The organism is Streptococcus mitis, assembly GCF_965111735.1.
GTDB classification, from domain to species: domain Bacteria; phylum Bacillota; class Bacilli; order Lactobacillales; family Streptococcaceae; genus Streptococcus; species Streptococcus mitis_DR.
Window position 1 is genome coordinate 1,366,101 of sequence record NZ_OZ217346.1, and the last position, 25,638, is coordinate 1,391,738.

The 25,638-nt window shown below is 39.9% G+C and carries 21 protein-coding genes and 2 pseudogenes; 7 read left to right on the forward strand and 16 right to left on the reverse strand.

Annotation, left to right across the window (positions count from 1 at the left end; translation table 11 throughout):
* Positions 1-113 precede the first annotated feature (113 nt).
* The 3 genes from parC to parE all read right to left on the reverse strand — a co-directional run bounded on the left by parC (position 114) and on the right by parE (position 5,716).
* Complete coding sequence (gene parC, locus ACLV7W_RS06635; protein ID WP_261077907.1) at positions 114-2,585, reverse strand: DNA topoisomerase IV subunit A; 2,472 nt, start codon at positions 2,583-2,585, stop codon at positions 114-116.
* 341 nt (positions 2,586-2,926) lie between these two features.
* On the reverse strand, positions 2,927-3,745 hold the full coding sequence (locus ACLV7W_RS06640; protein WP_025171149.1) for an aminoglycoside 6-adenylyltransferase: 819 nt from the start codon (positions 3,743-3,745) through the stop codon (positions 2,927-2,929).
* A 27-nt stretch (positions 3,746-3,772) separates the two neighbouring features.
* Positions 3,773-5,716: a DNA topoisomerase IV subunit B gene (gene parE / locus ACLV7W_RS06645; protein ID WP_411865668.1), complete on the reverse strand. Its 1,944-nt coding sequence runs from the start codon at positions 5,714-5,716 to the stop codon at positions 3,773-3,775.
* A 135-nt stretch (positions 5,717-5,851) separates the two neighbouring features.
* On the opposite strand from parE, the gene plsY reads away from it, so the two are divergent.
* Complete coding sequence (gene plsY / locus ACLV7W_RS06650) at positions 5,852-6,493, forward strand: glycerol-3-phosphate 1-O-acyltransferase PlsY (RefSeq protein WP_000628804.1); 642 nt, start codon at positions 5,852-5,854, stop codon at positions 6,491-6,493.
* Between the two features lie 42 nt (positions 6,494-6,535).
* On the opposite strand, the gene ACLV7W_RS06655 is transcribed toward plsY, so the two are convergent.
* The 11 genes and pseudogenes from ACLV7W_RS06655 to ACLV7W_RS06705 form a co-directional block, all read right to left on the reverse strand.
* A protein-coding gene (locus ACLV7W_RS06655; protein WP_411865375.1) for an IS3 family transposase occupies positions 6,536-7,887 on the reverse strand; the annotation gives its coding sequence in 2 pieces (ribosomal slippage) (positions 6,536-7,446 and positions 7,446-7,887; 1,353 coding nt in all).
* Between the two features lie 81 nt (positions 7,888-7,968).
* On the reverse strand, positions 7,969-8,925 hold the full coding sequence (locus ACLV7W_RS06660) for an ABC transporter permease (RefSeq protein WP_033677420.1): 957 nt from the start codon (positions 8,923-8,925) through the stop codon (positions 7,969-7,971).
* Between the two features lie 2 nt (positions 8,926-8,927).
* Positions 8,928-9,986 carry an ABC transporter permease gene (locus ACLV7W_RS06665; RefSeq protein ID WP_000038644.1) on the reverse strand — a complete coding sequence of 353 codons (1,059 nt, stop codon included), beginning with the start codon at positions 9,984-9,986 and terminating at the stop codon, positions 8,928-8,930.
* Complete coding sequence (locus tag ACLV7W_RS06670; RefSeq protein ID WP_411865669.1) at positions 9,979-11,514, reverse strand: ABC transporter ATP-binding protein; 1,536 nt, start codon at positions 11,512-11,514, stop codon at positions 9,979-9,981. Before ACLV7W_RS06670 ends, ACLV7W_RS06665 begins: the two co-directional genes overlap by 8 nt.
* A 142-nt stretch (positions 11,515-11,656) precedes the next feature.
* A complete protein-coding gene (locus ACLV7W_RS06675; RefSeq protein WP_411865670.1) occupies positions 11,657-12,709 on the reverse strand; it encodes a BMP family lipoprotein in 1,053 nt (350 codons plus the stop codon).
* A gap of 89 nt (positions 12,710-12,798) precedes the next feature.
* Complete coding sequence (locus tag ACLV7W_RS06680) at positions 12,799-13,188, reverse strand: cytidine deaminase (RefSeq protein ID WP_000246098.1); 390 nt, start codon at positions 13,186-13,188, stop codon at positions 12,799-12,801.
* Positions 13,175-13,837: a deoxyribose-phosphate aldolase gene (gene deoC / locus ACLV7W_RS06685; RefSeq protein ID WP_261070126.1), complete on the reverse strand. Its 663-nt coding sequence runs from the start codon at positions 13,835-13,837 to the stop codon at positions 13,175-13,177. The genes ACLV7W_RS06680 and deoC overlap by 14 nt, the downstream gene beginning before the upstream one ends.
* Positions 13,838-13,856: 19 nt before the next feature.
* Positions 13,857-15,134: a pyrimidine-nucleoside phosphorylase gene (locus ACLV7W_RS06690; protein ID WP_411865671.1), complete on the reverse strand. Its 1,278-nt coding sequence runs from the start codon at positions 15,132-15,134 to the stop codon at positions 13,857-13,859.
* Positions 15,131-15,721, reverse strand: a complete 591-nt coding sequence (locus ACLV7W_RS06695) for a class I SAM-dependent methyltransferase (protein ID WP_315972283.1) — start codon at positions 15,719-15,721, stop codon at positions 15,131-15,133. Before ACLV7W_RS06695 ends, ACLV7W_RS06690 begins: the two co-directional genes overlap by 4 nt.
* 211 nt (positions 15,722-15,932) lie before the next feature.
* A pseudogene (locus ACLV7W_RS06700) lies at positions 15,933-16,314 on the reverse strand (hypothetical protein).
* Between the two features lie 33 nt (positions 16,315-16,347).
* Positions 16,348-17,698, reverse strand: a pseudogene (locus tag ACLV7W_RS06705) (IS3 family transposase).
* A gap of 280 nt (positions 17,699-17,978) precedes the next feature.
* On the opposite strand from ACLV7W_RS06705, the gene coaA reads away from it, so the two are divergent.
* The 3 genes from coaA to ACLV7W_RS06720 all read left to right on the forward strand — a co-directional run bounded on the left by coaA (position 17,979) and on the right by ACLV7W_RS06720 (position 19,789).
* Positions 17,979-18,899 (forward strand): type I pantothenate kinase, encoded by a 921-nt coding sequence (coaA, locus tag ACLV7W_RS06710; protein WP_153210110.1) that lies wholly within the window; start codon positions 17,979-17,981, stop codon positions 18,897-18,899.
* Positions 18,900-18,966: 67 nt separating this feature from the next.
* Positions 18,967-19,203, forward strand: coding sequence for a 30S ribosomal protein S20 (rpsT, locus tag ACLV7W_RS06715; RefSeq protein WP_001274000.1), 237 nt, complete (start codon positions 18,967-18,969; stop codon positions 19,201-19,203).
* A gap of 52 nt (positions 19,204-19,255) precedes the next feature.
* Positions 19,256-19,789, forward strand: a complete 534-nt coding sequence (locus tag ACLV7W_RS06720) for a DNA topology modulation protein (RefSeq protein WP_153210109.1) — start codon at positions 19,256-19,258, stop codon at positions 19,787-19,789.
* A 502-nt stretch (positions 19,790-20,291) separates the two neighbouring features.
* Here the strand turns inward: ACLV7W_RS06720 and ACLV7W_RS06725 are convergent.
* A complete protein-coding gene (locus tag ACLV7W_RS06725) occupies positions 20,292-20,669 on the reverse strand; it encodes a DUF1934 domain-containing protein (RefSeq protein ID WP_224218245.1) in 378 nt (125 codons plus the stop codon).
* 71 nt (positions 20,670-20,740) lie between these two features.
* Between ACLV7W_RS06725 and ACLV7W_RS06730 the strand changes: the two genes are divergently transcribed.
* Together ACLV7W_RS06730 and yidA are read left to right on the forward strand one after the other, a co-directional pair.
* Entirely contained in the window at positions 20,741-22,045 is a 1,305-nt protein-coding gene (locus ACLV7W_RS06730; RefSeq protein ID WP_001003508.1) for an HD domain-containing protein, read from the forward strand.
* A 12-nt stretch (positions 22,046-22,057) separates the two neighbouring features.
* A complete protein-coding gene (yidA, locus tag ACLV7W_RS06735; protein ID WP_153210107.1) occupies positions 22,058-22,864 on the forward strand; it encodes a sugar-phosphatase in 807 nt (268 codons plus the stop codon).
* A 234-nt stretch (positions 22,865-23,098) separates the two neighbouring features.
* Here yidA and ACLV7W_RS06740 read toward each other — a convergent pair whose 3' ends face one another.
* Positions 23,099-24,313 (reverse strand): MFS transporter, encoded by a 1,215-nt coding sequence (locus ACLV7W_RS06740; RefSeq protein ID WP_411865672.1) that lies wholly within the window; start codon positions 24,311-24,313, stop codon positions 23,099-23,101.
* Between the two features lie 397 nt (positions 24,314-24,710).
* Here ACLV7W_RS06740 and ACLV7W_RS06745 point away from each other — a divergent pair, with 397 nt between their 5' ends.
* The gene (locus ACLV7W_RS06745) at positions 24,711-25,559 is read left to right on the forward strand and encodes a helix-turn-helix domain-containing protein (protein ID WP_411865673.1); all 849 of its coding nucleotides are present in this window, start codon (positions 24,711-24,713) and stop codon (positions 25,557-25,559) included.
* Positions 25,560-25,638 lie beyond the last annotated feature (79 nt).

Sequence of the window (25,638 nt, forward strand, 5' to 3'; positions counted from 1 at the left end):
CCTATTTCTTTTATTCTACACTATTTTTCTAAAATAGCAAGTATATTTTGTAATTTTCAGAAAATTTCTTCAATAAAAAAGAACCAGCTCTTAGAACTGATTCTTCATTTCACTTATTTGGCTTCTGTATATACTTCTTTAAAATAAGCGTCAAAAACTTCTTCATCTGAAATCGTATCAGAAATGAAGCTTCCGTTGCTAGTGCGTTCTGACAAGTTCAAGTCTTGCAATCGGCTTTCATAGATTGTTCCTTTGTTGGATTGAACAAGCAGAGTTTGGTCGTTCTCTTCCACTTCTGTACTGAAGAGATCACCAATAAAGCCTTGTTCTGCAACCGCTCCTGCCAAGAAGACACGATGCGGTTTGTTTTTCAACTCACGCAAGACTTGTAAGCCACGTTTGGAACGGCTGGTTGCCGGAATTTCGTCAATAGAAACACGTTTCAAACTTCCACGTTGGGTCAAGAGGTAGAAGGATGAGGTGTTACAGATAAAGGCGGATTGGAGGACATCATCTGCTTTCAGGTTCATAGCTTTGACACCTGCAGCCTTGGCACCAACAACCGGAACCTCTTCAATATTGAAACGAAGGGCATAACCATTTTGGCTAATCAAAAGAACATCATCTAGTTTAATCGGAGCCACTGCTACAATCTGGTCTGTATCGTCTTTGAGCTTAGCATACTTGACAGACTTAGACTTGTAGGTTCGCCATGGAGAGAATTCTTTGCATTCTACACGCTTGATTTGACCGAGACGAGTTGCAGTAAAGTAGGTTGTCGCATCATCAAACTGATCCACGACTTCCACATAAAGGATTTCTTCGTTAGTTTCAAAGTTTGTGATGGTTTGGCTCAGGTGCTCTCCGATATCCTTCCAGCGAATGTCTGCCAATTCATGGATTGGTCGATAAATGACATTTCCAAGAGTCGTGAACATCAAAAGATGCTGGGTTGTCTTGGCAGATTGAACAAAAATCAAACGGTCATCATCACGTTTGCCAATTTCCTCTAGCGTTGAAGCTGCAAAAGAACGCGGGCTGGTACGCTTGATGTAACCGGCCTTTGTCACGCTGACGTAGGTATCTTCCTCGGCGATAAGACTAGCTGTATCAATCTCAATTACTTTAGCAGTATCCTCTAAAGAACTCAAACGAGGTGTCGCAAACTTCTTCTTAACCTCCCGAAGTTCTTTCTTCATGAGATTGTACATAGTCCGCTCATCACCGATAATAGCCGCAAGCATGGCAATCTTCTCACGAAGTTCTGCTTCTTCTTCTTGCAAGACAACTACGTCTGTATTGGTCAAACGGTACAGTTGCAAGGTAACGATGGCCTCAGCCTGCTCTTCCGTAAAATCATAACTGACCTTGAGGTTTTCCTTGGCATCAGCCTTGTTCTCAGAAGCTCGGATAAGGGCAATGACTTCATCTAAAATAGAGATGACACGAATCAAACCTTCCACGATATGGAGACGTTTTTCAGCCTTATCCTTGTCAAAGCGGGAACGTGCCAAGATGACTTCGCGACGGTGGGCAATATAGCTAGACAAGATTGGGACAATCCCGACCTGACGAGGTGTGAAATTATCAATCGCCACCATGTTAAAGTTGTAATTGATTTGTAGGTCAGTATATTTGAATAGATAGTTGAGAACGAGCTCGGTATTAGCATCTTTCTTGAGTTCAATAGCAAGACGAAGACCATCACGGTCAGACTCATCACGAACCTCAGCGATCCCTGCCACCTTGTTATTGACACGAACATCATCGATTTTCTTGACCAGATTGGCCTTATTGATTTCATAAGGAATCTCAGTGACAACGATTTGTTCCTTACCACCTTTTAGCTTTTCAATCTCAGTCTTGGAACGAACAACCACGCGCCCTTTCCCAGTTTCATAGGCCTTCTTGATTTCGTCACGCCCTTGGATGATAGCTCCTGTAGGGAAATCTGGTCCTGGTAAGAATTCCATGAGTTTATCCACCTTAGCTGTCGGGTGGTCAATCATATAAACAGTGGCATCAATGACCTCAGCTAAATTATGGGGTGGAATATCTGTGGCATATCCAGCCGAAATCCCAGTCGAACCATTGACTAAAAGGTTTGGAAAGGCTGCTGGCAAGACTGTCGGCTCTTTCTCCGTATCGTCAAAGTTCCAAGCAAAAGGAACTGTCTTTTTCTCGATATCTTGAAGAAGGTAGCCAGCAATTTCAGACAAACGCGCCTCGGTATAACGCATAGCCGCAGGCGGATCTCCGTCCATAGAACCGTTATTACCGTGCATTTCGACCAAAATCTCACGGTTTTTCCAGTCCTGTGACATACGAACCATAGCATCATAGATAGAAGAATCCCCGTGTGGGTGAAAATTCCCCATGATATTCCCGACAGACTTGGCCGACTTACGGTAACTTTTGTCAAAGGTATTACCATCCTTATTCATCGAATAAAGAATGCGGCGCTGAACCGGCTTCAATCCATCACGAATATCTGGCAAAGCCCGGTCTTGAATAATGTACTTGGAGTAGCGACCAAAGCGCTCTCCCATGATGTCCTCAAGGGACATGTTTTGAATGTTACTCATATAGGATACAGAGCCCGTAAAATACCAAGTGAAAATAGAAAATTCTTGAAGTAAGAAAGCTCACAAGAGAATTTATCTTTTTCACCTAGCATTTAGGGCGTGTTCAACTCCTTTCAAAGAATGTAGAGTAGGTTTTTACAGAAAAGGTGTTCAGTTAAGATATAAAGGGACGATTTGGCTTGCCAAAAATGTCTGTAGAAAAATAGAAAATCGATGTAGGGCTCGATGAAGTCAAGACGATTTGACTTTTTCCGAATAAAATTAGTCCCGTGTTCAGTTACTACAAATAACCAAACGACCCTTTCTGTAGTTTAATCTTTTAAATTAAGGTCTTTAGTTAGTTAGCGATTAAGAAGTCTCTCCTCAGCATACTCAATCATCTTCTCAGCTACTTCCATATCATAGTCAAAACCCTTCTTTTGAGCAAGGGACTGAGCCTCTTGGTGGAAAAAATTCATCGTAGCAAACAAAGACTGAGTGATTTTATCTATGCTTGAAAAATCAAGCAGATTCGAGAATTCCTTTCCTTTCTCAGTAGGTAAATACTTAAAGAGATATTTATAGTTCTTGCCAATATCAACCATCCCCTTATCAGTTGCAACTTGCCAAGCCAAGACCTTTAGAAGTTCTTGCTGACAAATACCGTGGAGATGGTCAGTGGCATAGATGACTTGCTTGCGACAGATTCCTTTGACCACGTAAGTTGATACCCACCAAAATTCATTGCAGGTTTTTTCAAACTCTATCGCACTAGCTGGGCTTGTCCAGTAACGCTCTATATTTGGGGAATAGGGTTCAAATAAATGCTCTGGATCTTCTAAAATAGTAAATCCGGCCTCACTGTCTATCCACTCTTGAATGTAGTCTTTGGGGCAGAGGGTCAAATCAATCCTATTGCCATCTTCAAAGAGCATGAGATAAAGATGTCGCTGGTCAAGTAGGACATACTGTTCAATCAGGCATTTACCAAACTGCCCCAACCAAGAAAGGTCACTCGTCAGATTATCTAAATCGTCCACGACATAGATCACGTCATAGTCTTGAAATTCATCTTTTAGGGCCTTTGGGTTTGTCCGTGAACCAGACATGGCGACAGCCGCGACTTGTAAGGTTTCAGCAGTCTTTAAAATTACATCGAGCATTTCTGTTTCAGTTCTCATTTTTATACCCATTCATTAAAAACTAACTTAAAACACTGTCGCTTCTTCCAGCGTAAACTTGACATTGTCTTCAATCCACTTACGTCGTGGTTCGACCTTGTCTCCCATAAGGACATTGACACGACGTTCGGCGCGAGCCAAATCTTCAATGGTTACACGGATAAGGGTACGCGTTTCTGGGTTCATAGTTGTTTTCCAGAGTTGATCCGCATTCATCTCTCCAAGCCCCTTGTAGCGTTGGAGTGTTGCACCTTTACCGAACTGTTTGCGGAGTTCTTCAAGTTCTCCGTCTGTCCATGCGTAGGCTACTTCTTCTTTCTTGCCTTTACCTTTTGACATCTTGTAAAGAGGCGGGAGGGCGATATAAACATGTCCTGCCTCAACTAGCGGACGCATGTAGCGGTAGAAAAATGTCAAGAGTAAAGTCTGAATGTGGGCACCGTCGGTGTCCGCATCGGTCATGATAATGATCTTGTCATAGTTGGCATCCTCAATAGAAAAGTCTGCTCCAACACCCGCACCAATAGTATAAATCATGGTATTGATTTCTTCATTTTTGAGGATATCCGCCATCTTGGCTTTGGCTGTATTGATAACCTTACCACGAAGAGGCAAGATTGCCTGGAACTTACGGTCACGACCTTGTTTGGCAGAACCGCCGGCAGAGTCCCCCTCAACTAGATAGAGTTCATTCTTAGCAGGATTTTTGGATTGGGCTGGGGTCAATTTCCCAGACAACAAGCCCTTATCTTTTTTATTTTTCTTACCATTACGGCTCTCATCACGCGCCTTACGTGCCGCTTCGCGAGCATCACGGGCCTTGATAGCCTTGCGGATGAGGTTAGAAGCCAATTCCCCATTTTCCATAAGGAAAAAGGTCAACTTATCCGCCACCATTCCATCCACAACGGGACGAGCAAGAGGGCTTCCTAGTTTGTCCTTGGTCTGTCCTTCAAACTGGAGGTGTTCTTCCGGAACTAAGATAGAAAGAACGGCTGCTAGTCCCTCACGATAGTCTGAACCTTCAAGGTTTTTATCTTTTTCCTTGAGAAGCCCCGTCTTACGCGCGTAGTCGTTCATAACCTTTGTAATGGCAGACTTAAGTCCTGTCTCGTGCGTTCCACCGTCCTTGGTGCGAACGTTATTGACAAAGGACAAGATGTTATCTGAAAAACCATCATTGTACTGGAGGGCCACTTCCACTTGGAAACCATTGTCTTCCCCTTCAAAGTAAAGAACCGGCGTCAAGGTCTCCTTGTCTTCGTTCAGATAAGAAACAAAGTCTTGTACCCCATTCTCATAGTGGAATTCAATCGCTTCATCTGTTCGCTTATCTGTCAGAGACAAGGTCACATTTTTTAAAAGAAAGGCTGACTCATTGAGGCGTTCTGAGATGGTATTGTACTTGAAATCTGTCGTAGAGAATATCGTCGCATCAGGCATGAAGGTGACTTTGGTACCTGTTTTAGATTTAGGTGCTGTACCAATTTTCTTCAAGGTCGTGACAGGTTTGCCACCATTTTCAAAACGTTGCTTGTAGATTGCACCATCGCGAGTGATTTCAACTTCTAGCCAGCTAGAAAGGGCGTTAACGACGGAAGAACCCACCCCGTGAAGTCCACCTGATGTCTTATAGCCCCCTTGACCGAATTTTCCTCCAGCGTGGAGAATGGTAAAGATAACCTCAACAGTTGGAATTCCCCTGGCGTGCATCCCAGTCGGCATCCCACGTCCGTGGTCTTGAACCGTTAAACTGCCGTCTTTATTAATGGTCACATCAATACGGTCACCAAATCCAGACAAGGCTTCATCGACAGCATTATCGACGATTTCCCAGACTAGGTGGTGGAGCCCAGCGCCATCGGTCGATCCGATATACATCCCTGGACGTTTTCGGACCGCATCCAACCCTTCTAGCACCTGAATGGCATCATCATTATAATTGTTAATATTGATTTCCTTTTTTGACACAAGGAACCTCCTATTCGTTCATCTTTACTATTCTACAGGTTTTCCAAGGATTTTGCAAAATTTTTCTTTCTCCGGTGTGACAATTTCAGAAGAGATTCTCTGCATTTCTTTCCCAATTCATGATATAATAGGAGTATGATTACAATAGTTTTATTAATCCTAGCTTATCTGCTGGGTTCGATTCCGTCTGGTCTCTGGATTGGACAAGTATTCTTTCAAATCAATCTGCGCGAGCATGGTTCTGGTAACACTGGAACGACCAATACCTTCCGCATTTTAGGCAAGAAAGCTGGTATGGCAACCTTTGTGATTGACTTTTTCAAAGGGACCCTAGCAACACTTCTTCCGATTATGTTTCATCTACAAGGCGTTTCGCCTCTCATCTTTGGACTTTTGGCTGTTATTGGCCATACCTTCCCTATCTTTGCAGGATTTAAGGGTGGTAAGGCTGTCGCAACCAGTGCTGGAGTGGTTTTCGGATTTGCACCTGTCTTCTGTCTCTACCTTGCAGTTGTTTTCTTTGGAACCCTCTATCTTGGTAGTATGATTTCACTGTCTAGTGTCACAGCATCTATCGCAGCCGTCATCGGGGTTCTACTCTTTCCACTTTTTGGTTTTATCCTGAGCAACTATGACCCTCTCTTCATCGCTATTATCCTAGTACTTGCTAGTTTGATTATCATTCGTCATAAGGATAATATCGCTCGTATCAAAAACAAGACTGAAAATTTAGTCCCTTGGGGATTAAACCTAACCCATCAACATCCTAAAAAATAAAACGCCAGTTCTGTACTGACCCCAAAAAGTTAGACAATTAATTTATCCGAAGGATTTAGTTCTGTATTGTACAGGGCTAAGTCCTTTTAGTTTTACCTTAATTCGTTTGTTGTTGTAGTAATCGATATAGTCTATAATAGCTTGTTCCAATTGATTAAGTGATTTAAAGTTTTTCTCATGGCCATAAAACATTTCGGATTTTAAAATGCCAAAGAAAGATTCCATCATACCGTTGTCTGGGCTGTTGCCCTTTCGTGACATGGATGCTTGAATTCCCTTACTCTCTAGGAACCGATGATAAGAATCGTGTTGGTATTGCCAACCTTGGTCACTATGGAGAATCGTATTCTCGTAGTGTTTCTCTGTGAAGGCCTGTTCCAACATCTTTTTTACTTGTTCTAAATTAGGAGAACAAGAAAGATTAAAAGCAATAATTTCGCTGTTAAATCCATCTAAAACAGGCGATAAATACAATTTCTGCGTGCTATTTGGAATGGCAAACTCTGTCACATCCGTATAACACTTTTCCATTGGTCTCGATGCTTCAAACTGGCGTTGAATGATATTCTCTGCTTTCTTGCCAATCTCTCCTTGGTAGGAAGAATACTTTCGTTTACGGCGAATTCGAGCACTTAAACCAAGGATTTTCATCAGACGTTGGACCTTCTTATGGTTTACTATATGACCACGATTCCTCAATTCAAGAGTTATTCGGCGATAGCCATAATTTCCTTTGTGCTCAGTAAAAATAGCTTGAATTTCAGCTTTAAGATCTTTATCTTTGTCAAGCCCATCTAGTTCCTTCAACTGATAATAGTAAGTTGAGCTAGGTAAACGAGTCACTTCAAGAAGTAAATCTAGTCGAAATCCTCCTGAAGCCATTTCTCTAATTGTCTCTGCCTTTCTCGCTGTATGGCTTCGTCCCTGTCTTCCAGCTCTTTTAACTTTTTTAAGTAAGCCACCTCAGTACGTAAGCGTTCATTCTCCTCTTGGAGTCGCTCTAGTTCTGTCATTTCATCCCAAGTTTTCTTCCGTTTACGTCCCATTTTAGTTGGTCTCCCTCTTGTTTTCTCAACAATAGTATACCCGTTTTTCTTGTATTGTGCTAGCCAATTAAGAAGTATCGTACGACTTGGGAGGCCGTATTCAAGAGAAACTCTATCTTTAGTCCAGCCTTCATGTATGACTTTATGAATCATTTCTTGTTTTAAATCAGGAGAATAGTAACGATTTTTTCCTTTTTTGACGAACTCTATTCCGTAACGATCAATCAATTTAATCATGTACCTAATATTAGAATTATTTATCCCAAATTTATTTGAAAGCTTCTCTAAGCTATATCCTTGTTTTCTAAGTTCATAGATCTGAACTTTATCATCATAAGTTAATTTCATAATAAAAACACCCCAAAAGTTAGATTTTTTCTGTCTAACTTTTGGGGTGCAGTTCATTCTGAACTGACGTTTTTTGTATGCTTATTTTGATTTGATATAGTTAATACCATCTGCTTTTGGTGCAACTGCTTTTCCAAAGAAGGCTGCCAAGACAAGAATTGTCAAAACATAAGGTGCGATTTGAAGATAAACTGTTGGCACACCTTGTAGGAACGGCAATTGAGAACCGATAACAGCCAAACTTTGTGAAAGTCCAAAGAAGAGACTAGATAGCATGGCTCCGATTGGATTCCATTTCCCGAAAATCATCGCAGCAAGGGCGATAAATCCAGGTCCAACAATAGTTGTCACCGAGAAGTTAACTGAGATGGATTGAGCATAAATCGCTCCGCCAATTCCACCTAGGAAACCTGAAATAATAACCCCTAAATATCTCATCTTGTAGACATTGATTCCCAAAGTATCCGCTGCTTGAGGGTGTTCACCGACAGAGCGGAGACGAAGACCAAAGCGAGTCTTGAAGAGGATAAACCAAGCAAGGAATGAGAAGGCAATCGCTAGATAACCAAGTAGACTAGTTGACTTGAAGAAGATATCACCAATCACTGGGATATTTGCCAAGACTGGGAAATCAAAGCGTCCAAAAGTCTGACTTAGGTTGTCGGTTTGTCCTTTGTTATAAAGTACTTTCACCAAGAAAACAGCCAAGGCTGGCGCCATCAAGTTCAATACCGTACCGCTGACAACATGGTCTGCACGGAAATGAACCGTCGCTGCTGCGTGGATGATGGAGAAAAGCCCCCCTACCAATCCTGCTACAAGTAAGGATAGCCATGGAGTTGCTGCTCCAAATTGTTCTGCAAATTCAAGGTTAAAGACAACTCCAGAAAAGGCACCCATAACCATAATTCCTTCAAGGCCGACGTTTACGACACCACCACGTTCAGAGAAAACACCACCAATACTTGTAAAGATGAGGGGCGCTGAGTAAATCAGCATAGAAGACACCAAGAGGGTGAGCAAGGTTGTAATAGACATCTTTACTTACCTCCTTTAACTTGTTTTTTCGGTTTGACAAAGCGTTCGATAAGGTAATGAACACTGACAAAGAAGATAATAGACGCTGTTACAATGCTGACAAGCTCAGACGGTACCTGCGCCGCATTCATACCAGGGGCTCCAACTTGGAGAACACCAAATAGGAAGGCTGCAAAGAGAATACCAATTGGTGAGTTGGCCGCAAGCAGACTAACCGCCATTCCGTTAAATCCGACAGCTAATGACGCCCCCTGAACATAAACGTTCTGGAAGGTTCCCAAACCTTCAACAGCCCCACCAAGACCTGCCAAGGCACCTGAGATAATCATTGAGAGGATAATCGTTCTTTTTGCAGAAATACCAGCGTATTCTGATGCGTGAGGATTAAGACCAACCGCACGAATTTCAAAACCAAGGGTTGTTTTCTTGAGCATGAACCAAATGACTGCAACGGCAATGAGAGCAAAGAAAATACCGATATTCATCCGCGAATTACCAGTCAACTCAGCCAACCAAGGTGTCTGGTAGGTTGCATTAGCCCCAACACGAATCGTAGAATCTGTACTTTGCATGAAGTCTTTAGGAAAGGCATGGATAAAGGCATTTCCTACATACAAGACAATGTAGTTCATCATGATGGTTACGATAACCTCTGATGTCCCTAGATAGGCTCTAAGAATACCTGGAATCGCTCCGACAATCCCACCAGCAATCAGGGCAATCACGATGGTTACTAGAATCATCAAGGGACGGGGCATATCTGGATGCGACAGGGCAAACCAACCACTGAGAATCCAACCAGCCAAGGCCTGCCCAGGAAGTCCGACGTTAAAGAAACCAGCGCGACTGGCAACGGCAAAACCAAGACCAATCAAGATTAAAGGACCCATAGCACGGAAGATTTCACCAATCCCACGCAGACTGCCAAATGCTGTATAGAACAATTCTTCGTAGCCCCAAATAGCATCATAACCGAAGATCCACATAACAATGGCCCCGAGTAAAATTCCTAGGAAGACAGAAATCAAGGGAACCGAAATTTGTTGTAATTTTTTAGACATCACTCTTCTCCTTTCCCAAGTTTCCACCAGCCATCAAGACACCAAGTTCTTGTTTATTGGTTGTTTCTGGTGATACAATACCTTGAATCTTACCATCGTGGATAACGGCAATACGGTCTGAGACATTTAAAATCTCATCCAATTCAAAGCTGACAACAAGGACAGCCTTGCCATTATCACGCTCTTCAATCAAGCGCTTGTGGATATATTCAATGGCACCGACATCCAACCCACGAGTTGGCTGGCTGACGATAAGGAGATCAGGATCACGATCAATTTCACGAGCAATAATTGCTTTTTGTTGATTTCCTCCTGAGAGTGCCGCTGCAGGAACAAATTCATTTGCAGCACGAACATCAAACTCTTCCATTAGCTTTTTAGCATAAGAAGTAATATTTGAATAGTTCAAAATTCCATTTTTACTATGTGGTTCTTTATAGTAGGTTTGAAGGGCAATATTTTCAGAAATCATCATTTCCAAAATCAAACCATCACGGTGACGATCTTCTGGAACGTGCCCAACACTCAACTCTGTAATCTGACGTGGGTGCAATCCTACAATTGAATCTCCTTTTAGCTCAATGCTACCAGATTCAACCTTGCGAAGACCTGTAATCGCTTGAATCAGTTCAGACTGACCATTTCCATCAATCCCCGCAATACCAACAATCTCTCCAGCACGAACATCCAAGGACAGATTTTTAACAGCTGGAACACCGCGGTTTTCATTGACCACCAAGTCTTTAATAGACAAGACCACTTCTTTTGGTTGAGAGGCTTGTTTCTCTGTTTTAAAGGAAACAGAACGTCCCACCATCATTTCTGCCAAATCAGCATTGGTAGCTCCTGCAATTTCGACAGTTTCAATTGATTTCCCACGACGGATAACTGTAACGCGGTCAGAAACTGCGCGAATCTCGTCCAACTTGTGGGTAATCAAGATAATTGATTTCCCTTCTTTGACAAGATTTTTCATAATAGCCATCAACTCATCAATTTCTGATGGAGTCAAAACGGCCGTTGGTTCGTCAAAGATAAGGATATCAGCCCCCCGATAAAGGGTTTTTAAAATTTCTACACGTTGTTGGGCTCCAACTGAGATGTCTGCCACCTTGGCAGAAGGGTCCACAGCTAAGCCATAACGTTCAGAAAGAGCCTTGATTTCTTTGCTAGCTCCAGCGATATCTAGCACACCATTTTTAGTCAATTCACTTCCTAAAATAATGTTTTCAGCCACCGTGAAAGCCTCTACCAACATAAAGTGCTGGTGAACCATTCCGATTCCCAAGCCAGCTGCTTTAGATGGGGAGTCGAGGTTGACAACTTGACCGTTGACCGCGATTTCACCACTGGTTGGTTCAAGAAGCCCTGCTAACATGTTCATGAGCGTGGACTTTCCAGCCCCATTTTCTCCTAAAAGTGCATGAATTTCACCTTTTCGTAGGTGCAGGTTGATTTTGTCGTTGGCAACAAATTCACCAAACACCTTGGTAATATCACGCATCTCAATGACATTTTCGTGTGCCATGTGCTCTTCCTTTCAGAGTCTTATTTTATTTCAATAAAACTTGCTATTTTATCTAGTAGCAAGCTTTACTGAGACAAAATGACTTTGTCTCAACTCTTAAAAAGCGGCCGATGGCCGCTTCCTAAGAAATGACTTCCATCCATTATTTTGCAGGAACTTTTACGCTTCCATCAAGGATTTTAGCTTTTGCATCTTCGACAGCTTTTTTACCTTCTTCTGAAAGGTTTGTTGTTACCAAGTCAACCCCTTTATCTTTCAATGAGTAAACGATCACTTGACCGCCAGGGAATTCACCTTTTTCTGCCTTGTTAGAAATATCTTTTACAGTTGTACCAACTTGTTTCAAAGTAGATGCAAGAACAAAGTTTGATTCTTTACCATCTTTAGAAGTGTATTTACCTTCTGCTTCTTGGTCACGGTCAACACCGATAACCCAAACTTTTTCATTTTCAGGACGGCTTTCGTTGAGTGATTTTGCTTCTGCAAAGACACCAGCACCTGTACCACCAGCTACTTGGTAAACAATATCTGCACCGGCTGCGTATTGTGCAGCTGCAATTGTTTTACCTTTAGCGGCATCACCAAATGAACCAGCATAGTCAACTTGTACTTTGATAGATGGGTCTACTGACGCAACACCAGCCTTGAATCCTGCTTCAAAACGAGAGATAACTTCTGACTCCTGTCCACCTACAAAACCAACTTGTTTTGTTTTAGTTGTTTTTGCTGCAGCTACACCTGCAAGGTAACCTGACTCATTATCAGCGAAAGTTACGCTCGCAACATTCTTTTGATCTTTAATCACATCATCAATCAAGACATAGTTCAAGTCAGAATGTTCTTTAGCTGCTTCTTCAACCGCATTGTGAAGGGCAAAACCAACACCGAAGATTAGGTTGTAACTTCCAGCCGCTTGTTGCAAGTTGTTAGCGTAGTCAGCTTCACTTGTTGATTGGAAGTAAGTGAAACCGTTATCTTTTGCAAGATTGTGTTCTTTACCCCAAGCCTGCAAACCTTCCCAAGCTGATTGGTTGAATGATTTGTCATCAACACCACCAGTATCAGTGACGATTGCTGCTTTTGTCTTCACATCAGAAGATGAATCTGCCTTACGAGAAGAGCGGTTACCACATGCAGCAAGTCCAACTGCTGCCACTGCAACTAGACCAAGGCCTAGCCATTGTTTCTTGTTCATTACTGAACCTCCTAAATAAGATGTGCAACGATGTTGCAAGTATGGATTGGTTGGCCTCAAGGACCGTGCCACTCAGAGAGCGACTCAGACTAGTTTAAGTCTGTAAAAGAGTATGGAAGTAATTCCCCGACCGTCATCTCGACCGTCGATTTATCTTTTGCGACTAAGGTCACTTTTAGATCTTGTTCAAAAAATTCGACCATTACTTGGCGACAAGCACCACATGGTGAAATCGGTTTTTCAGTTTGACCATAAACAATCAGCTCTGAAAATTCTCTTTGCCCTTCAGATACAGCCTTAAAAATGGCTGTTCTCTCACCGCAATTGGTCAAAGGATAGCTAGCATTTTCGATATTCACTCCCGTGTAAACACTTCCGTCTTTGGCTACTAAAACTGCTCCGATAGGAAAGTGAGAATAGGGGACATAGGCTTTCTTGCTGGTTTCAATTGCCAGTTCAATCAACTCAGTAGTCGCCATCTACCAGTTCTCCTTTTAAAATGGCTACCCCAGCTGACGTTCCGATACGGGTCGCCCCTGCTTCTACAAATGCAAGAGCATCTGCATAAGAACGAGCTCCACCTGCAGCCTTGACTCCCATATCAGGTCCAACTGTTTCACGCATTAATCTAACATCTGCTACTGTCGCACCACCAGTTGAAAAGCCAGTAGATGTTTTAACAAAATCAGCTCCTGCTTTTTGGGCTAATTGGCAAGCCACAACTTTTTCTTGGTCTGTCAGAAGGCAAGCTTCAATAATGACTTTCACTAACTTGTCACCACTTGCTTCTACTACTGCGCGAATATCCGACTCAACCAAATCAAGATTACCTGTTTTGAGAGCTCCAACATTAATCACCATATCAATCTCATCTGCACCATTTTGGATAGCTTCCTTGGTTTCAAAAGCTTTCACAGTTGAAGTTGTTGCTCCCAAGGGGAAACCTACTACTGTGCAGACCTTGACATCTGTGCCTTCAAGCCCTTTTTTAGCATGTTCAACCCAGGTCGGATTAACGCAAACACTGGCAAAATCATACTCTCTAGCTTCAGACAACAAACAATCAATTTGATTTACTGTCGCATCTTGTTTCAAAAGTGTATGATCGATATATTTATTTAATTTCATATTCGGATTCTCCTGCAGTTTATGAGATTATTTCTATGATTTCTCGTAAACTTTGCACACTATCATTTATTTTAACATATTTTTGAAAATCTGTAACTAGCTGAGGAGAAATTTTTCCATTTGTGTATACTTTTGCAACAATTTCCCCCTTTTGAACGGAGTCTCCAACTTTCTTTTCAAAAACAATTCCTGTTTCATAGTCCAAGGCATCAGACTTGACTGCACGGCCTGCCCCCAGTCTCATGGCATAAAGCCCAAATTCCATTGCTGGGAGAGCTGAAATGACACCCGTTTCCTGAGCAGGGATTTCCACCACATAGGCCACATTGACAGGACGATAGAGGTCTTCCAAGTCTCCACCTTGGGCTTGGATCATCTCCTCAAACTTAGCCAGTGCTTGACCATTTTCAAGATGTTGGCGAACTTCTTCAACTGTTTTATTTACATTTGCCAAACCAAGCATAATTTGAGCCAATTCACAGATGAAGTGGGTAATATCCTGACGACCTTGCCCTTGTAAAATCTCCAGTGCTTCAAGGATTTCAAGGCGATTTCCAATAGCACGTCCCAAGGGCTGACTCATATCCGTAATGACTGCTACCGTCTTTCGACCAACTGCCTTACCAAGTTCCACCATAGTTTGAGCCAGTTCACGCGCCTCATCAACCGTCTTCATGAAGGCCCCCTCACCGACAGTCACGTCTAGCAAAATAGCATCCGCCCCTGCCGCAATTTTCTTGCTCATCACCGAACTCGCAATCAAAGGAATCGTGTCGACAGTTGCGGTTACATCACGGAGGGCGTAGAGAAGCTTATCTGCTTTGACCAGCTGGTCTGATTGCCCAATGACAGATACACCAATGTCCTGTACCTGACGAATAAAATCCTCTTGACTACGTTCTACTTGATAACCCTTAATGGACTCCAACTTATCAATTGTTCCGCCAGTATGGCCGAGACCACGACCACTCATTTTTGCCACAGGTACACCGAAGCTAGCAACAAGAGGAGCTAAAATCAAAGTCACCTTGTCACCAACACCCCCAGTAGAATGCTTGTCAACCTTAACCCCATCAATAGCGGATAAATCAAACTCTTGGCCTGTCTGAACCATTCTCATGGTCAAATCAGATATTTCTCGAGTCGTCATTCCTTTGAAATAGACAGCCATAGCAAAGGCAGACATCTGATAATCAGGAACAGTTCCTGACACATAGCCTTCTACCAGCCATTCAATTTCACTCGAAGTCAGCTCTTGACCATCTCGTTTCTTTTGGATTAAATCAACTGCTCTCATTCTTTCACACTTCTAAGGATATAGTATCCCTTATCTTTTTTGACGATTTCACAATTGCCAAACACTTCCTCCATCTTTGACTTGGCGCTTGGGGCCCCTTGTTTCTTCTGGATAACGATTGTTAAATCTCCACCAGTTTCCAAGAAATCTTTACTTTTCTCAATGATTTCATGAACCACTTGCTTGCCCGCACGGATAGGAGGATTGGAAATGACATGGTCAAATTCCCCTTCAACTTGTTCATAGATGTTGGACTGGAAAATCGTCGCTTCTACTTTATTTCGTTTAGCATTTTGTCGCGCCAAATCCAAGGCACGATTATTAATATCGACCATGGTAGACTGAACGCCATAAGCTTTAGCTAAAGACAAGCCCAAAGGTCCGTAACCACAGCCTACATCCAGGACAGTTTCTCCTTGGTTGACCTCAAGACACTTGAGCAAGAGTTGACTTCCAAAGTCAATCATTTTCTTGCTAAAAACACCCGCATCCGTCAAAAAGGTCATTTTTTCTCCCAACAAGTCCACTCTCAACTCATGAATGTCGTGAGCAGCGTCAGGATTTTCTGCATAATACATTTTACTCATGAAACTATTTTACCATAATTTGACTTAAATTGTAAATCGTTTACAAATTGATAATAAAACGAAAAAAGACTGAAGAAAGCTAGTAGGTAAAACCTTTTCTTCAATCTCTTTCAACACTTATAGATAAATGATAAACCATTTAGAACCATAAATATCATAGTCAGGATAAAACAATAAATTTGTCATCTATAATCAGACGCATTTTCATTTACTATTGCTTAACCTTCAGATACTTAATTATCAACAGGATTCCCAATAAGATGTTTAGATAAAAGCCCAACTGATAAGTTTTTGTCAGGAATTCCAAACTTGTCCAAAGTCGTATCAAATCTTCTAGCGACATGCGGAAGAGATACCCTTCTGTAGCAATCCACAAAATCAAAAATAGATAACTTCCAGCAGCAAGCCTTTTCGCCCATCGTTTTTTTTAGTAGCCAAGCAATCAAGAGTGAACAGATAAAGACAGCTGTTACAATGGCATGTTCCATCAAAAAAGTAAAACCGTAATAGGTTTCCACAAAACGTCTACCATTATCCGCATTGGCTCCTTTTATAAAAGGTAAGGCGAAACTTAAAATAAAACAGAGTTCCATATTGTACTGACCCCAAAAAGTTAGACAATTAATTTATCCGAAGGATTTAGTTCTGTATTGTACAGGGCTAAGTCCTTTTAGTTTTACCTTAATTCGTTTATTGTTGTAGTAATCAATATAGTCTACAATGGCTTGTTCCAATTGCTTAAGCGACTGAAATGACTTCTCATAACCGTAAAACATTTCCGATTTCAGAATCCCAAAGAAGGACTCCATCATACCATTGTCTGGACTGTTCCCCTTACGTGACATGGATGCTTGAATTCCCTTATCCTCTAGAAACTGATGATAAGAATCGTGTTGATATTGCCAACCTTGGTCACTATGGAGAATCGTATTCTCGTAGTGTTTCTCTGTGAAGGCCTGTTCCAACATTGTTTTTACTTGTTCTAAGTTGGGTGAAGTTGAAAGATTATAGGCGATAATTTCGCTATTAAAGCCATCTAAAACTGGTGATAAGTAAAGCTTTTGAGTACTTGCTGGAATGGCAAATTCTGTCACATCTGTGTAGCACTTTTCCATTGTTTTAGAGCCTTCAAATTGACGTTGAATGAGATTCTCTGCCTTCTTACCAACGTCTCCTTTATGAGAAGAATATTTTCGTTTCTGTCGCATTTTAGCTTGTAAATTGAGTACTTTCATCAAGCGTTGAACTCTTTTATGATTTACCAGATAACCACGATTTCTTAGTTCTAAATGAATCCGACGATAACCATAATTTCCCTTGTGTTCGATAAAAATGGATTGAATTTCAGCTTTAAGCTCTTGGTCCTTATCTGGTTTCTCTAGCTGTTTCAAGTGATAGTAGTAGGTCGAACGAGCTAGTTTAATGGCTTTTAGAAGAATATCTAACGAAAACTCAGTCATTAATTCTTGAACAATTTCTGTCTTTCTTCTTTCTCTTTTTCCTCCTTCAATCGGAGTTCTCTCAACTTTTTTAGGATTGCATTCTCCGCTCTCTCAGGTACTCATTTTCTGCTTGAAGACGTTCTAATTCTGTCCTCTCTTCAGGTCTCTTTTTTGGCTTACGTCCCATTTTAGGTACTCTCCCTCTTGTTTTCTCAACAATAGTATACCCGTTTTTCTTGTATTGTGCTAGCCAATTAAGAAGTATCGTACGACTTGGGAGGCCATATTCAAGAGAAACTCTATCTTTAGTCCAGCCTTAATGTAAGACTTTATGAATCATTTCTTGTTTTAAATCAGGAGAATAGTAACGATTTTTTCCTTTTTTGACGAACTCTATTCCGTAACAATCAATCAATTTAATCATGTACCTAATATTAGAATTATTTATCCCAAATTTATTTGAAAGCTTCTCTAAGCTATATCCTTGTTTTCTAAGTTCATAGATCTGAACTTTATCATCATAAGTTAATTTCATAATAAAAACACCCCAAAAGTTAGATTTTTTCTGTCTAACTTTTGGGGTGCAGTTCATATGTAACGTTTTAAGATTCTCATAGTACACCTCCTATAAGTTGTGAATACCAAAGCCCCCTTTATTAGCTTATAACTCAGGAGAAAGTAGCTCCTACTTCATCAATAAATTGTTCAGCCTCTATCTACCTCTATTATACGATATTGGCTTACTATCATCAAGAAACCGCTTTATTTTTTTAGCTTTTTATGGTATGATAAACAAAATATCTAGGGGAAAACAAATGACCAACGAATTGTTACATTTTGAAAAAATCAGTCGCCAGACTTGGCAATCTTTACATCGAAAGACAACACCTCCTTTGACAGAAGAGGAATTAGAATCCATCAAGAGTTTTAATGACCAGATTAGCTTACAGGATGTTACCGATGTCTATCTACCCCTAGCCCATCTCATCCAGATTTACAAACGTACCAAGGATGATTTGGCCTTTTCAAAAGGAATTTTCCTTCAACGTGAAAGTAAAGCCCAGCCTTTTATCATTGGGGTTTCTGGGAGTGTTGCCGTTGGAAAATCCACAACCAGTCGCCTACTTCAAATCCTACTGTCCCGTACACTTACAGATGCTAGGGTTGAGTTGGTAACAACTGATGGCTTTCTCTATCCCAACCAGACCTTGATTGAGCAAGGGATTTTAAATCGCAAGGGATTTCCTGAAAGTTATGATATGGAAGCTCTTCTCAACTTCTTGGACCGCATCAAAAATGGACAAGATGTAGATATTCCTGTCTATTCTCATGAAGTCTACGACATCGTACCCGAAGAGAAACAAAGTGTCAAAGCTGCTGATTTTGTGATTGTTGAAGGAATTAACGTTTTTCAAAATCCACAAAACGAGCGTCTCTACATTACTGACTTCTTTGACTTTTCCATCTATGTTGATGCTGCAGTCGATGACATCGAGAGTTGGTATCTGGACCGTTTCTTGAAAATGCTGAGCCTAGCCCAAAACGATCCTAATAGCTACTATTATCGTTTTACTCAAATGCCGATTGGGGAAGTAGAATCCTTTGCCCATCAGGTCTGGACCAGTATCAATCTCACAAATCTACAAAATTATATTGAACCGACCAGAAATCGTGCGGAAGTGATTCTTCATAAAACAAAGAACCATGAAATCGATGAAATTTACTTAAAAAATTAATTTTCCCTTGTCAAAACGTAAGTTTTCAGATATAATGGTATAGTTAGTAAATATGGAGGTAAGAACATTGGCAAACATTAAATCAGCTATCAAACGCGCTGAATTGAACGTTAAACAAAACGAAAAGAACTCAGCTCAAAAATCAGCTATGCGTACTGCTATCAAAGCTTTCGAAGCAAACCCATCTGAAGAACTTTTCCGTGCTGCTAGCTCAGCTATCGATAAAGCAGAAACTAAAGGTTTGATTCACAAAAACAAAGCAAGCCGCGACAAAGCTCGTCTTTCAGCTAAACTTGCTAAATAAGAAACAGTCCATAGAGGCTGTTTTTTTGTCCTCAAATAGGAAAAGGTAGAAAATGAAAATTGCAATTATCGGATATTCTGGTGCAGGTAAGTCAACTCTAGCAAAAAAGTTGTCTCACTACTACTCCATCCCAAAACTTCACATGGACACACTCCAATTTCAACCTGGTTGGCAAGACAGTGACCGCGAATGGATGTTGACCGAGATGAATAACTTTCTCACCAAGCATGAAGCCTGGGTTATTGATGGGAATTATTCTTGGTGTTTTTATGAGGAAAGAATGCAGGAAGCTGACCAAATCATCTTTCTCAACTTTTCCCCATTGACCTGTCTCTTTCGAGCCTTTAAACGTTACCTCACATACCGAGGCAAGGTCAGGGAAAGTATGGCAGCTGGTTGTCAAGAACAATTTAATTGGGAGTTTATTCGATGGATTCTCTGGGATGGACGGAGCAAATCCGCTAAGGAACGCTACAAGTGGGTTCAAGAAACCTATCCAGATAAAGTTGTCATCCTTAGTTCTCAAAAGGAGATAGATTACTTTTTAAAGACTCACGAAAACAAGAAGAAAAACCAACGTGGATAACGTTAGCACTATACGGAAGACAAATATCGTTTTTGGTGTCTATTTTTTCCAAAATATTTTCTTCATTATTTACCAATCTATCCTATCTAAAACTCTGACTTCGATAAAAATAAAAAGGGATATTCATTGTCCCTTTTATCAATTTTTAGATCTTGAATATAAAAGGATAATATAGCACGAGTTCCCCATACTTGTAGATTGATATTATACTTTCGATAACTCATTCTACAATCAATTAACACCTGATTCTCTGGCCAGAGATAATAATCGTAGCTTGAATCATAATCAAAATTACTAGTTCTCAACTCCTCCTTACTCATTTGGAACGAGTATGAGGGGAGATGGAAACTATACTTAGCTTTAATAAATAATGGGCTATGGAATGGTTATTGTAACCTTAATCTGCAAAATATAAAGGTCCCAGATGCTCAAAAAGTGCAAGAAAAACCTGATTTCACGCATATTACTAGCTTCGTTACTATAACCTAGCCCCCAGTCATACCTAGCCCCAAGTAATTTCCAATTGATAGCTGGCAAAGAGGTGTCCCTCTTGATTTTGTAGTTGATAATCTAGCTCAATCTTTTGCCCATCAACTTGATAATGGCTCGTTTGGATGATAAACTCCTGCATACCCATAGGTGTCGGAATATAGGCTAAACTATCGCTATCCTTTAGAAAGCGCATAATGGTCTTGGGATTGGAAAATCGGCTCATCACAAGTTCTTGACCATGAAATTTAATAACCACTTTTTCCTTTTCCTCATTATAGAAAAGCAGGTAGCTATAATCTCCTTTTTCATGCACTTCCACGTCATAAAGCTGGTCAATAACTTCCAACTGCTCATCAAACTGAATCGTATTTCGCATCCGAATCTTCACATCAAGTCCTCTTTCTTGTCTCTTGTCCTACTATTTTACCAAAAACTCTAGCTTTTTGCTATAATGGTCATATGAACGAAAAAGTATTCCGTGACCCAGTTCACAACTACATCCATGTCAATAATCAAATCATCTATGACTTGATTAATACAAAAGAATTTCAGCGTTTGCGCCGTATTAAGCAACTGGGAACTTCCAGTTATACCTTCCACGGTGGGGAGCACAGCCGCTTCTCTCACTGTCTTGGAGTCTATGAGATTGCACGACGCATCACAGAGATTTTTGAAGAAAAATATCCTGAAGAATGGAATCCTGCCGAGTCTCTCTTGACCATGACCGCTGCTCTCCTACATGACCTTGGACATGGTGCCTACTCCCATACTTTTGAAAATCTCTTTGATACAGACCACGAAGCTATTACTCAGGAGATTATCCAAAGTCCTGAAACGGAGATTCATCAAGTCCTGCTACAAGTGGCGCCAGATTTTCCAGAAAAGGTTGCCAGTGTGATTGATCATACCTATCCTAACAAGCAGGTTGTGCAACTCATTTCTAGTCAGATTGATGCGGACCGCATGGACTATCTCTTGCGCGACTCCTATTTTACAGGAGCATCCTATGGAGAATTTGACCTAACTCGGATCCTCCGAGTCATTCGTCCTGTCGCAAATGGTATCGCCTTTCAGCGCAATGGCATGCACGCCATCGAAGACTACGTCCTCAGTCGCTACCAGATGTACATGCAGGTTTATTTCCACCCTGCAACACGCGCCATGGAAGTTCTCCTACAGAATCTTCTAAAGCGCGCCAAGGAACTCTATCCTGAAGACAAGGACTTCTTTGCCCGAACTTCTCCACATCTCCTGCCTTTCTTTGAAAAAAATGTGACCTTATCTGACTATCTGGCTCTAGATGATGGTGTCATGAATACCTATTTCCAACTCTGGATGACCAGTCCTGATAAGATTCTCGCAGACTTGTCGCAACGTTTTGTCAACCGCAAGGTCTTTAAATCCATTACCTTTTCACAAGAGGATCAAGACCAACTCGCCAGCATGAGAAAATTAGTTGAGGATATCGGCTTTGATCCGGACTACTACACTGCTATTCATAAGAACTTCGACCTCCCTTATGATATCTATCGTCCCGAATCTGAAAATCCACGAACACAGATTGAGATTTTACAAAAAAATGGAGAACTAGCCGAACTCTCTAGCCTGTCTCCTATTGTCCAATCCCTTGCTGGCAGCCGCCACGGAGATAATCGTTTCTATTTCCCAAAAGAAATGTTGGATCAAAACAGCATCTTTGCAAGCATTACCCAGCAATTTTTACACTTGATTGAGAACGATCATTTTACCCCAAATAAAAACTAGAAGAGGAAATTTATGAGTATTAAACTAATTGCCGTTGATATAGACGGAACCCTAGTCAATAGCCAAAAGGAGATTACTCCTGAAGTCTTTTCTGCCATCCAGGATGCCAAACAAGCCGGTGTCAAAGTCGTGATTGCAACTGGCCGCCCTATCGCAGGTGTTGCCAAACTTCTGGATGACTTGCAGTTGAGAGACGAGGGTGACTATGTTGTGACCTTCAACGGTGCCCTTGTCCAAGAAACTGCTACAGGACATGAGATTATCAGCGAATCCTTGACTTATGAGGATTATCTGGATATGGAATTTCTCAGTCGTAAGCTCGGTGTCCACATGCACGCTATTACCAAGGACGGCATCTACACAGCCAATCGCAATATCGGAAAATACACTGTGCACGAATCAACCCTCGTCAGCATGCCCATCTTCTACCGCACACCTGAAGAAATGGCTGACAAGGAAATCGTCAAGTGTATGTTCATCGATGAGCCTAAGATTCTTGATGCTGCCATTGAAAAAATCCCAGCAGAATTTTATGAGCGTTACTCTATCAACAAATCCGCTCCTTTCTACCTCGAACTCCTTAAAAAGAATGTGGACAAAGGTTCAGCCATCACTCATCTAGCTGAAAAACTCGGATTGACCAAAGATGAAACCATGGCTATCGGTGACGAAGAAAACGACCGTGCCATGCTGGAAGTCGTTGGTAACCCCGTTGTCATGGAAAATGGAAATCCAGAAATCAAAAAAATCGCCAAATACATCACTAAACCTAATGATGAATCTGGCGTTGCCCATGCCATCCGTACATGGGTACTGTAAAATAATTTGAATATAGAAAAAGTACTCCAGAAGTTAGAGATAATGTACTGCCCCCAAAAGTTAGACAGAAAAATCTTACTTTTGGGGGCAGTTTAAAATTCAGTATTTTTGGTTTCTAGTTCTATCCCCTCAATAATTATTAAATATGAATTAGGTAGTACATTATGTAAAACCCTTTTCAATTTTTTATTTTACTACGAATTAATATTATTTTTTCTAATGATAATTAATCCACTAATCTTCCTTTATAAATATTGCAGTTCTTTTCTTAGTTAGCTTTTTTTCATAACTCTTTATAAGAATAACCAATAAACTACTTAGTAATCCCAAAATAACTAGACTTAATCTCGGATTTAAAAGCCAATTAAAATAAGCAGCCAGTATTCCTCCAAAAGGTGCAAAAATGGTAGCTATTACAAAAGAACTAGAAAGTATCTTTCCAATATTATACACAGTACTTTCTTGCTGCTGTATTGTTGTAATCGAAACAGAAGCTATTGTAATTAATCCGCTCAAAATTGAATAACAAATTCCAAAAAATATCCAATTTTCTACTATTCCACTCGCCATAATGACAAGTGGGATGGTTGCCATTGATATATTCATCAATATAAAAGCATCCTTCTTATTCAAAAAAGTAGAAAGAAAGGTTACTGCTATCAAACTTCCAAATCCAGCAATTGAGTAAACAATCCCAACAAGACTATTTGATAATTTTAATTGATCCTGTAAATAATAAATAATCGTTGCATTGAAGCCTAGCATAGCGATATTCACAACAATAGTAAATAGTAAAGAAATCCTCAACTTAATATTTGTAAAGTTCTCTTTAAAACCTACAAAAATTTCTTTTATATCATCATTACCATTCTCCTTGTGTTCTTGATCTGGAATATATGAAATTAGTATTGAAAGAAATAATAACAAGAAAGAAGCACTATTAATAAAAAAAATGCTATTAATATTAAACTTTAACATTAGTATCCCTGCTATAGCTGGAGAAATTAATTTTGAAATAGTTCGGACACCTTGAAACTGAGAATTATATTTTTGCAATTCTTCCTTCTCAAATAAGGCAGGAGTAATGACTGAGAATCCTGTTTGAAAAAGTGTCGAAAATAAAGGTATCAAAAATGCAATAACATAGTAAAAAAATATAGAAACTGAATATTTAGATAATATCGGTATTACACTACATAATAATGCCGGCATTAATGTAGACCATAATAGTATTTTTTTCTTATTGAAATTATCTAATAAGTAACCCATAACAAATCCCAAGAAGAATTGAGGTAGCAATTCAATAATCACCATTCCTCCCATTGCAAAAGACGAATGAAATTCTTGGTAAATTAAGATTGGAAAAGCAATTTTCTGAAATCTATCTCCAATATTTGATATAAATTCACCAAAAGTTATTGTATAAAACGTTTTCTTGTTAATATCCAAAATGTCCCTTCTTTCTAGTTAAACCACGATGAATATCACTTTTTATTAAATCGGTAAGACTTATTCCAAACCTCTTTGCAAGAGTTGGTACCGCACTATTTTCACTTAAACCATACATATTTACTAACTCAATGAAATATACATCCTCGCCAGATACTCTAAAATCAAGATAACAAGTACCATCTATTTCGTAATAATCCAAAATAAGTGTTAAGTTATAACTAAACACTTACCTGTACAGGTAAGACTCAACCTCCGACTATAATGATAATATCCATAATCAATAACAATATTCATGTAAATTTTAAAAGTTTTTTCATACTGAACCTCCCTTTATTTTTTATTTATTGTATAATAAATAAAAAACCTTTGAAATTTTGTTGGGAAAATGGGAAATATGAAATCAAAACTTGGTATAACACTCAGAAAAATTCGAAAAGGAAAGCAAATCAGTTTATGTTCAATTGCTGATAGTAATTTATCTAAATCTCAAATCTCTAGATTTGAACGGGGAGAATCAGAAATCTCTTGTATTCGACTAATCAATATTTTAGATAAATTACATATATCTTTGGATGAATTTATTATTCTTCACGACAATAATTCTACTAGAACTGGATCATTCGCTAACTTGGTGCAATATATTCGAAAACACTACACCACAAAAAATTTTGATAGTATTATTGAATTACTATCAAACTCTTCAAGTTATAACTTGGGTCCTTATGAAAAGACAATGGTAAAATCGATTCTCTATACAACAAATAAAAAATTTCTCCCCTCGGACGAGGAGTTATTACAGCTAACAGATTATCTTTTTAAAGTTGAAAACTGGGGTTACTATGAAATTATCCTATTAGGTAACTGTGTAAGAACAATTAAATATAACTCCTACTTCCTATTAACTATAGAAATGTTAAAAAATTATATCTATTCAACATTAAATAAGACAAATAAACGGCTTGTTACACAATTGGCAATCAATTGCCTAATTGTTAGTATTGATAAAGAAGAATTTCAAAATTGTAGTTTTCTAATCAAAGAAATAAAAAAATTACTAAATAATGAATTAAACTATTATGAACAAACCGTCTTCTTATATACATGTGGATACTTTGAATTTAAGTGCAATCCTGCGAACGGAATCGAAAAGATGAAACAAGCACTTCAGGTATTTGAAATTCTAGGAGAATATAATATAAAGGCACAGTACCAAGAGCACTATTACAAATATATTAATCAATGACACAAGGATAGTTAATCTTTAACCACCATAGGATTAATTAAGGCATCCTTCTTATTCAAAAAGTAGAAAGAAAGGTTAC

Bases quoted from the DNA above. Each gene is read 5' to 3' on its own strand.
- parC (WP_261077907.1), bottom strand. From the start codon at position 2,585: ATGAGTAACATTCAAAACATGTCCCTTGAGGACATCATGGGAGAGCGC.
- ACLV7W_RS06640 (WP_025171149.1), bottom strand. From the start codon at position 3,745: ATGAGAACTGAAACAGAAATGCTCGATGTAATTTTAAAGACTGCTGAA.
- plsY (WP_000628804.1), top strand. From the start codon at position 5,852: ATGATTACAATAGTTTTATTAATCCTAGCTTATCTGCTGGGTTCGATT.
- ACLV7W_RS06660 (WP_033677420.1), bottom strand. From the start codon at position 8,925: ATGTCTATTACAACCTTGCTCACCCTCTTGGTGTCTTCTATGCTGATT.
- ACLV7W_RS06665 (WP_000038644.1), bottom strand. From the start codon at position 9,986: ATGTCTAAAAAATTACAACAAATTTCGGTTCCCTTGATTTCTGTCTTC.
- ACLV7W_RS06670 (WP_411865669.1), bottom strand. From the start codon at position 11,514: ATGGCACACGAAAATGTCATTGAGATGCGTGATATTACCAAGGTGTTT.
- ACLV7W_RS06675 (WP_411865670.1), bottom strand. From the start codon at position 12,709: ATGAACAAGAAACAATGGCTAGGCCTTGGTCTAGTTGCAGTGGCAGCA.
- ACLV7W_RS06680 (WP_000246098.1), bottom strand. From the start codon at position 13,188: ATGGCGACTACTGAGTTGATTGAACTGGCAATTGAAACCAGCAAGAAA.
- deoC (WP_261070126.1), bottom strand. From the start codon at position 13,837: ATGAAATTAAATAAATATATCGATCATACACTTTTGAAACAAGATGCG.
- ACLV7W_RS06690 (WP_411865671.1), bottom strand. From the start codon at position 15,134: ATGAGAGCAGTTGATTTAATCCAAAAGAAACGAGATGGTCAAGAGCTG.
- ACLV7W_RS06695 (WP_315972283.1), bottom strand. From the start codon at position 15,721: ATGAGTAAAATGTATTATGCAGAAAATCCTGACGCTGCTCACGACATT.
- coaA (WP_153210110.1), top strand. From the start codon at position 17,979: ATGACCAACGAATTGTTACATTTTGAAAAAATCAGTCGCCAGACTTGG.
- ACLV7W_RS06720 (WP_153210109.1), top strand. From the start codon at position 19,256: ATGAAAATTGCAATTATCGGATATTCTGGTGCAGGTAAGTCAACTCTA.
- ACLV7W_RS06730 (WP_001003508.1), top strand. From the start codon at position 20,741: ATGAACGAAAAAGTATTCCGTGACCCAGTTCACAACTACATCCATGTC.
- yidA (WP_153210107.1), top strand. From the start codon at position 22,058: ATGAGTATTAAACTAATTGCCGTTGATATAGACGGAACCCTAGTCAAT.
- ACLV7W_RS06745 (WP_411865673.1), top strand. From the start codon at position 24,711: ATGAAATCAAAACTTGGTATAACACTCAGAAAAATTCGAAAAGGAAAG.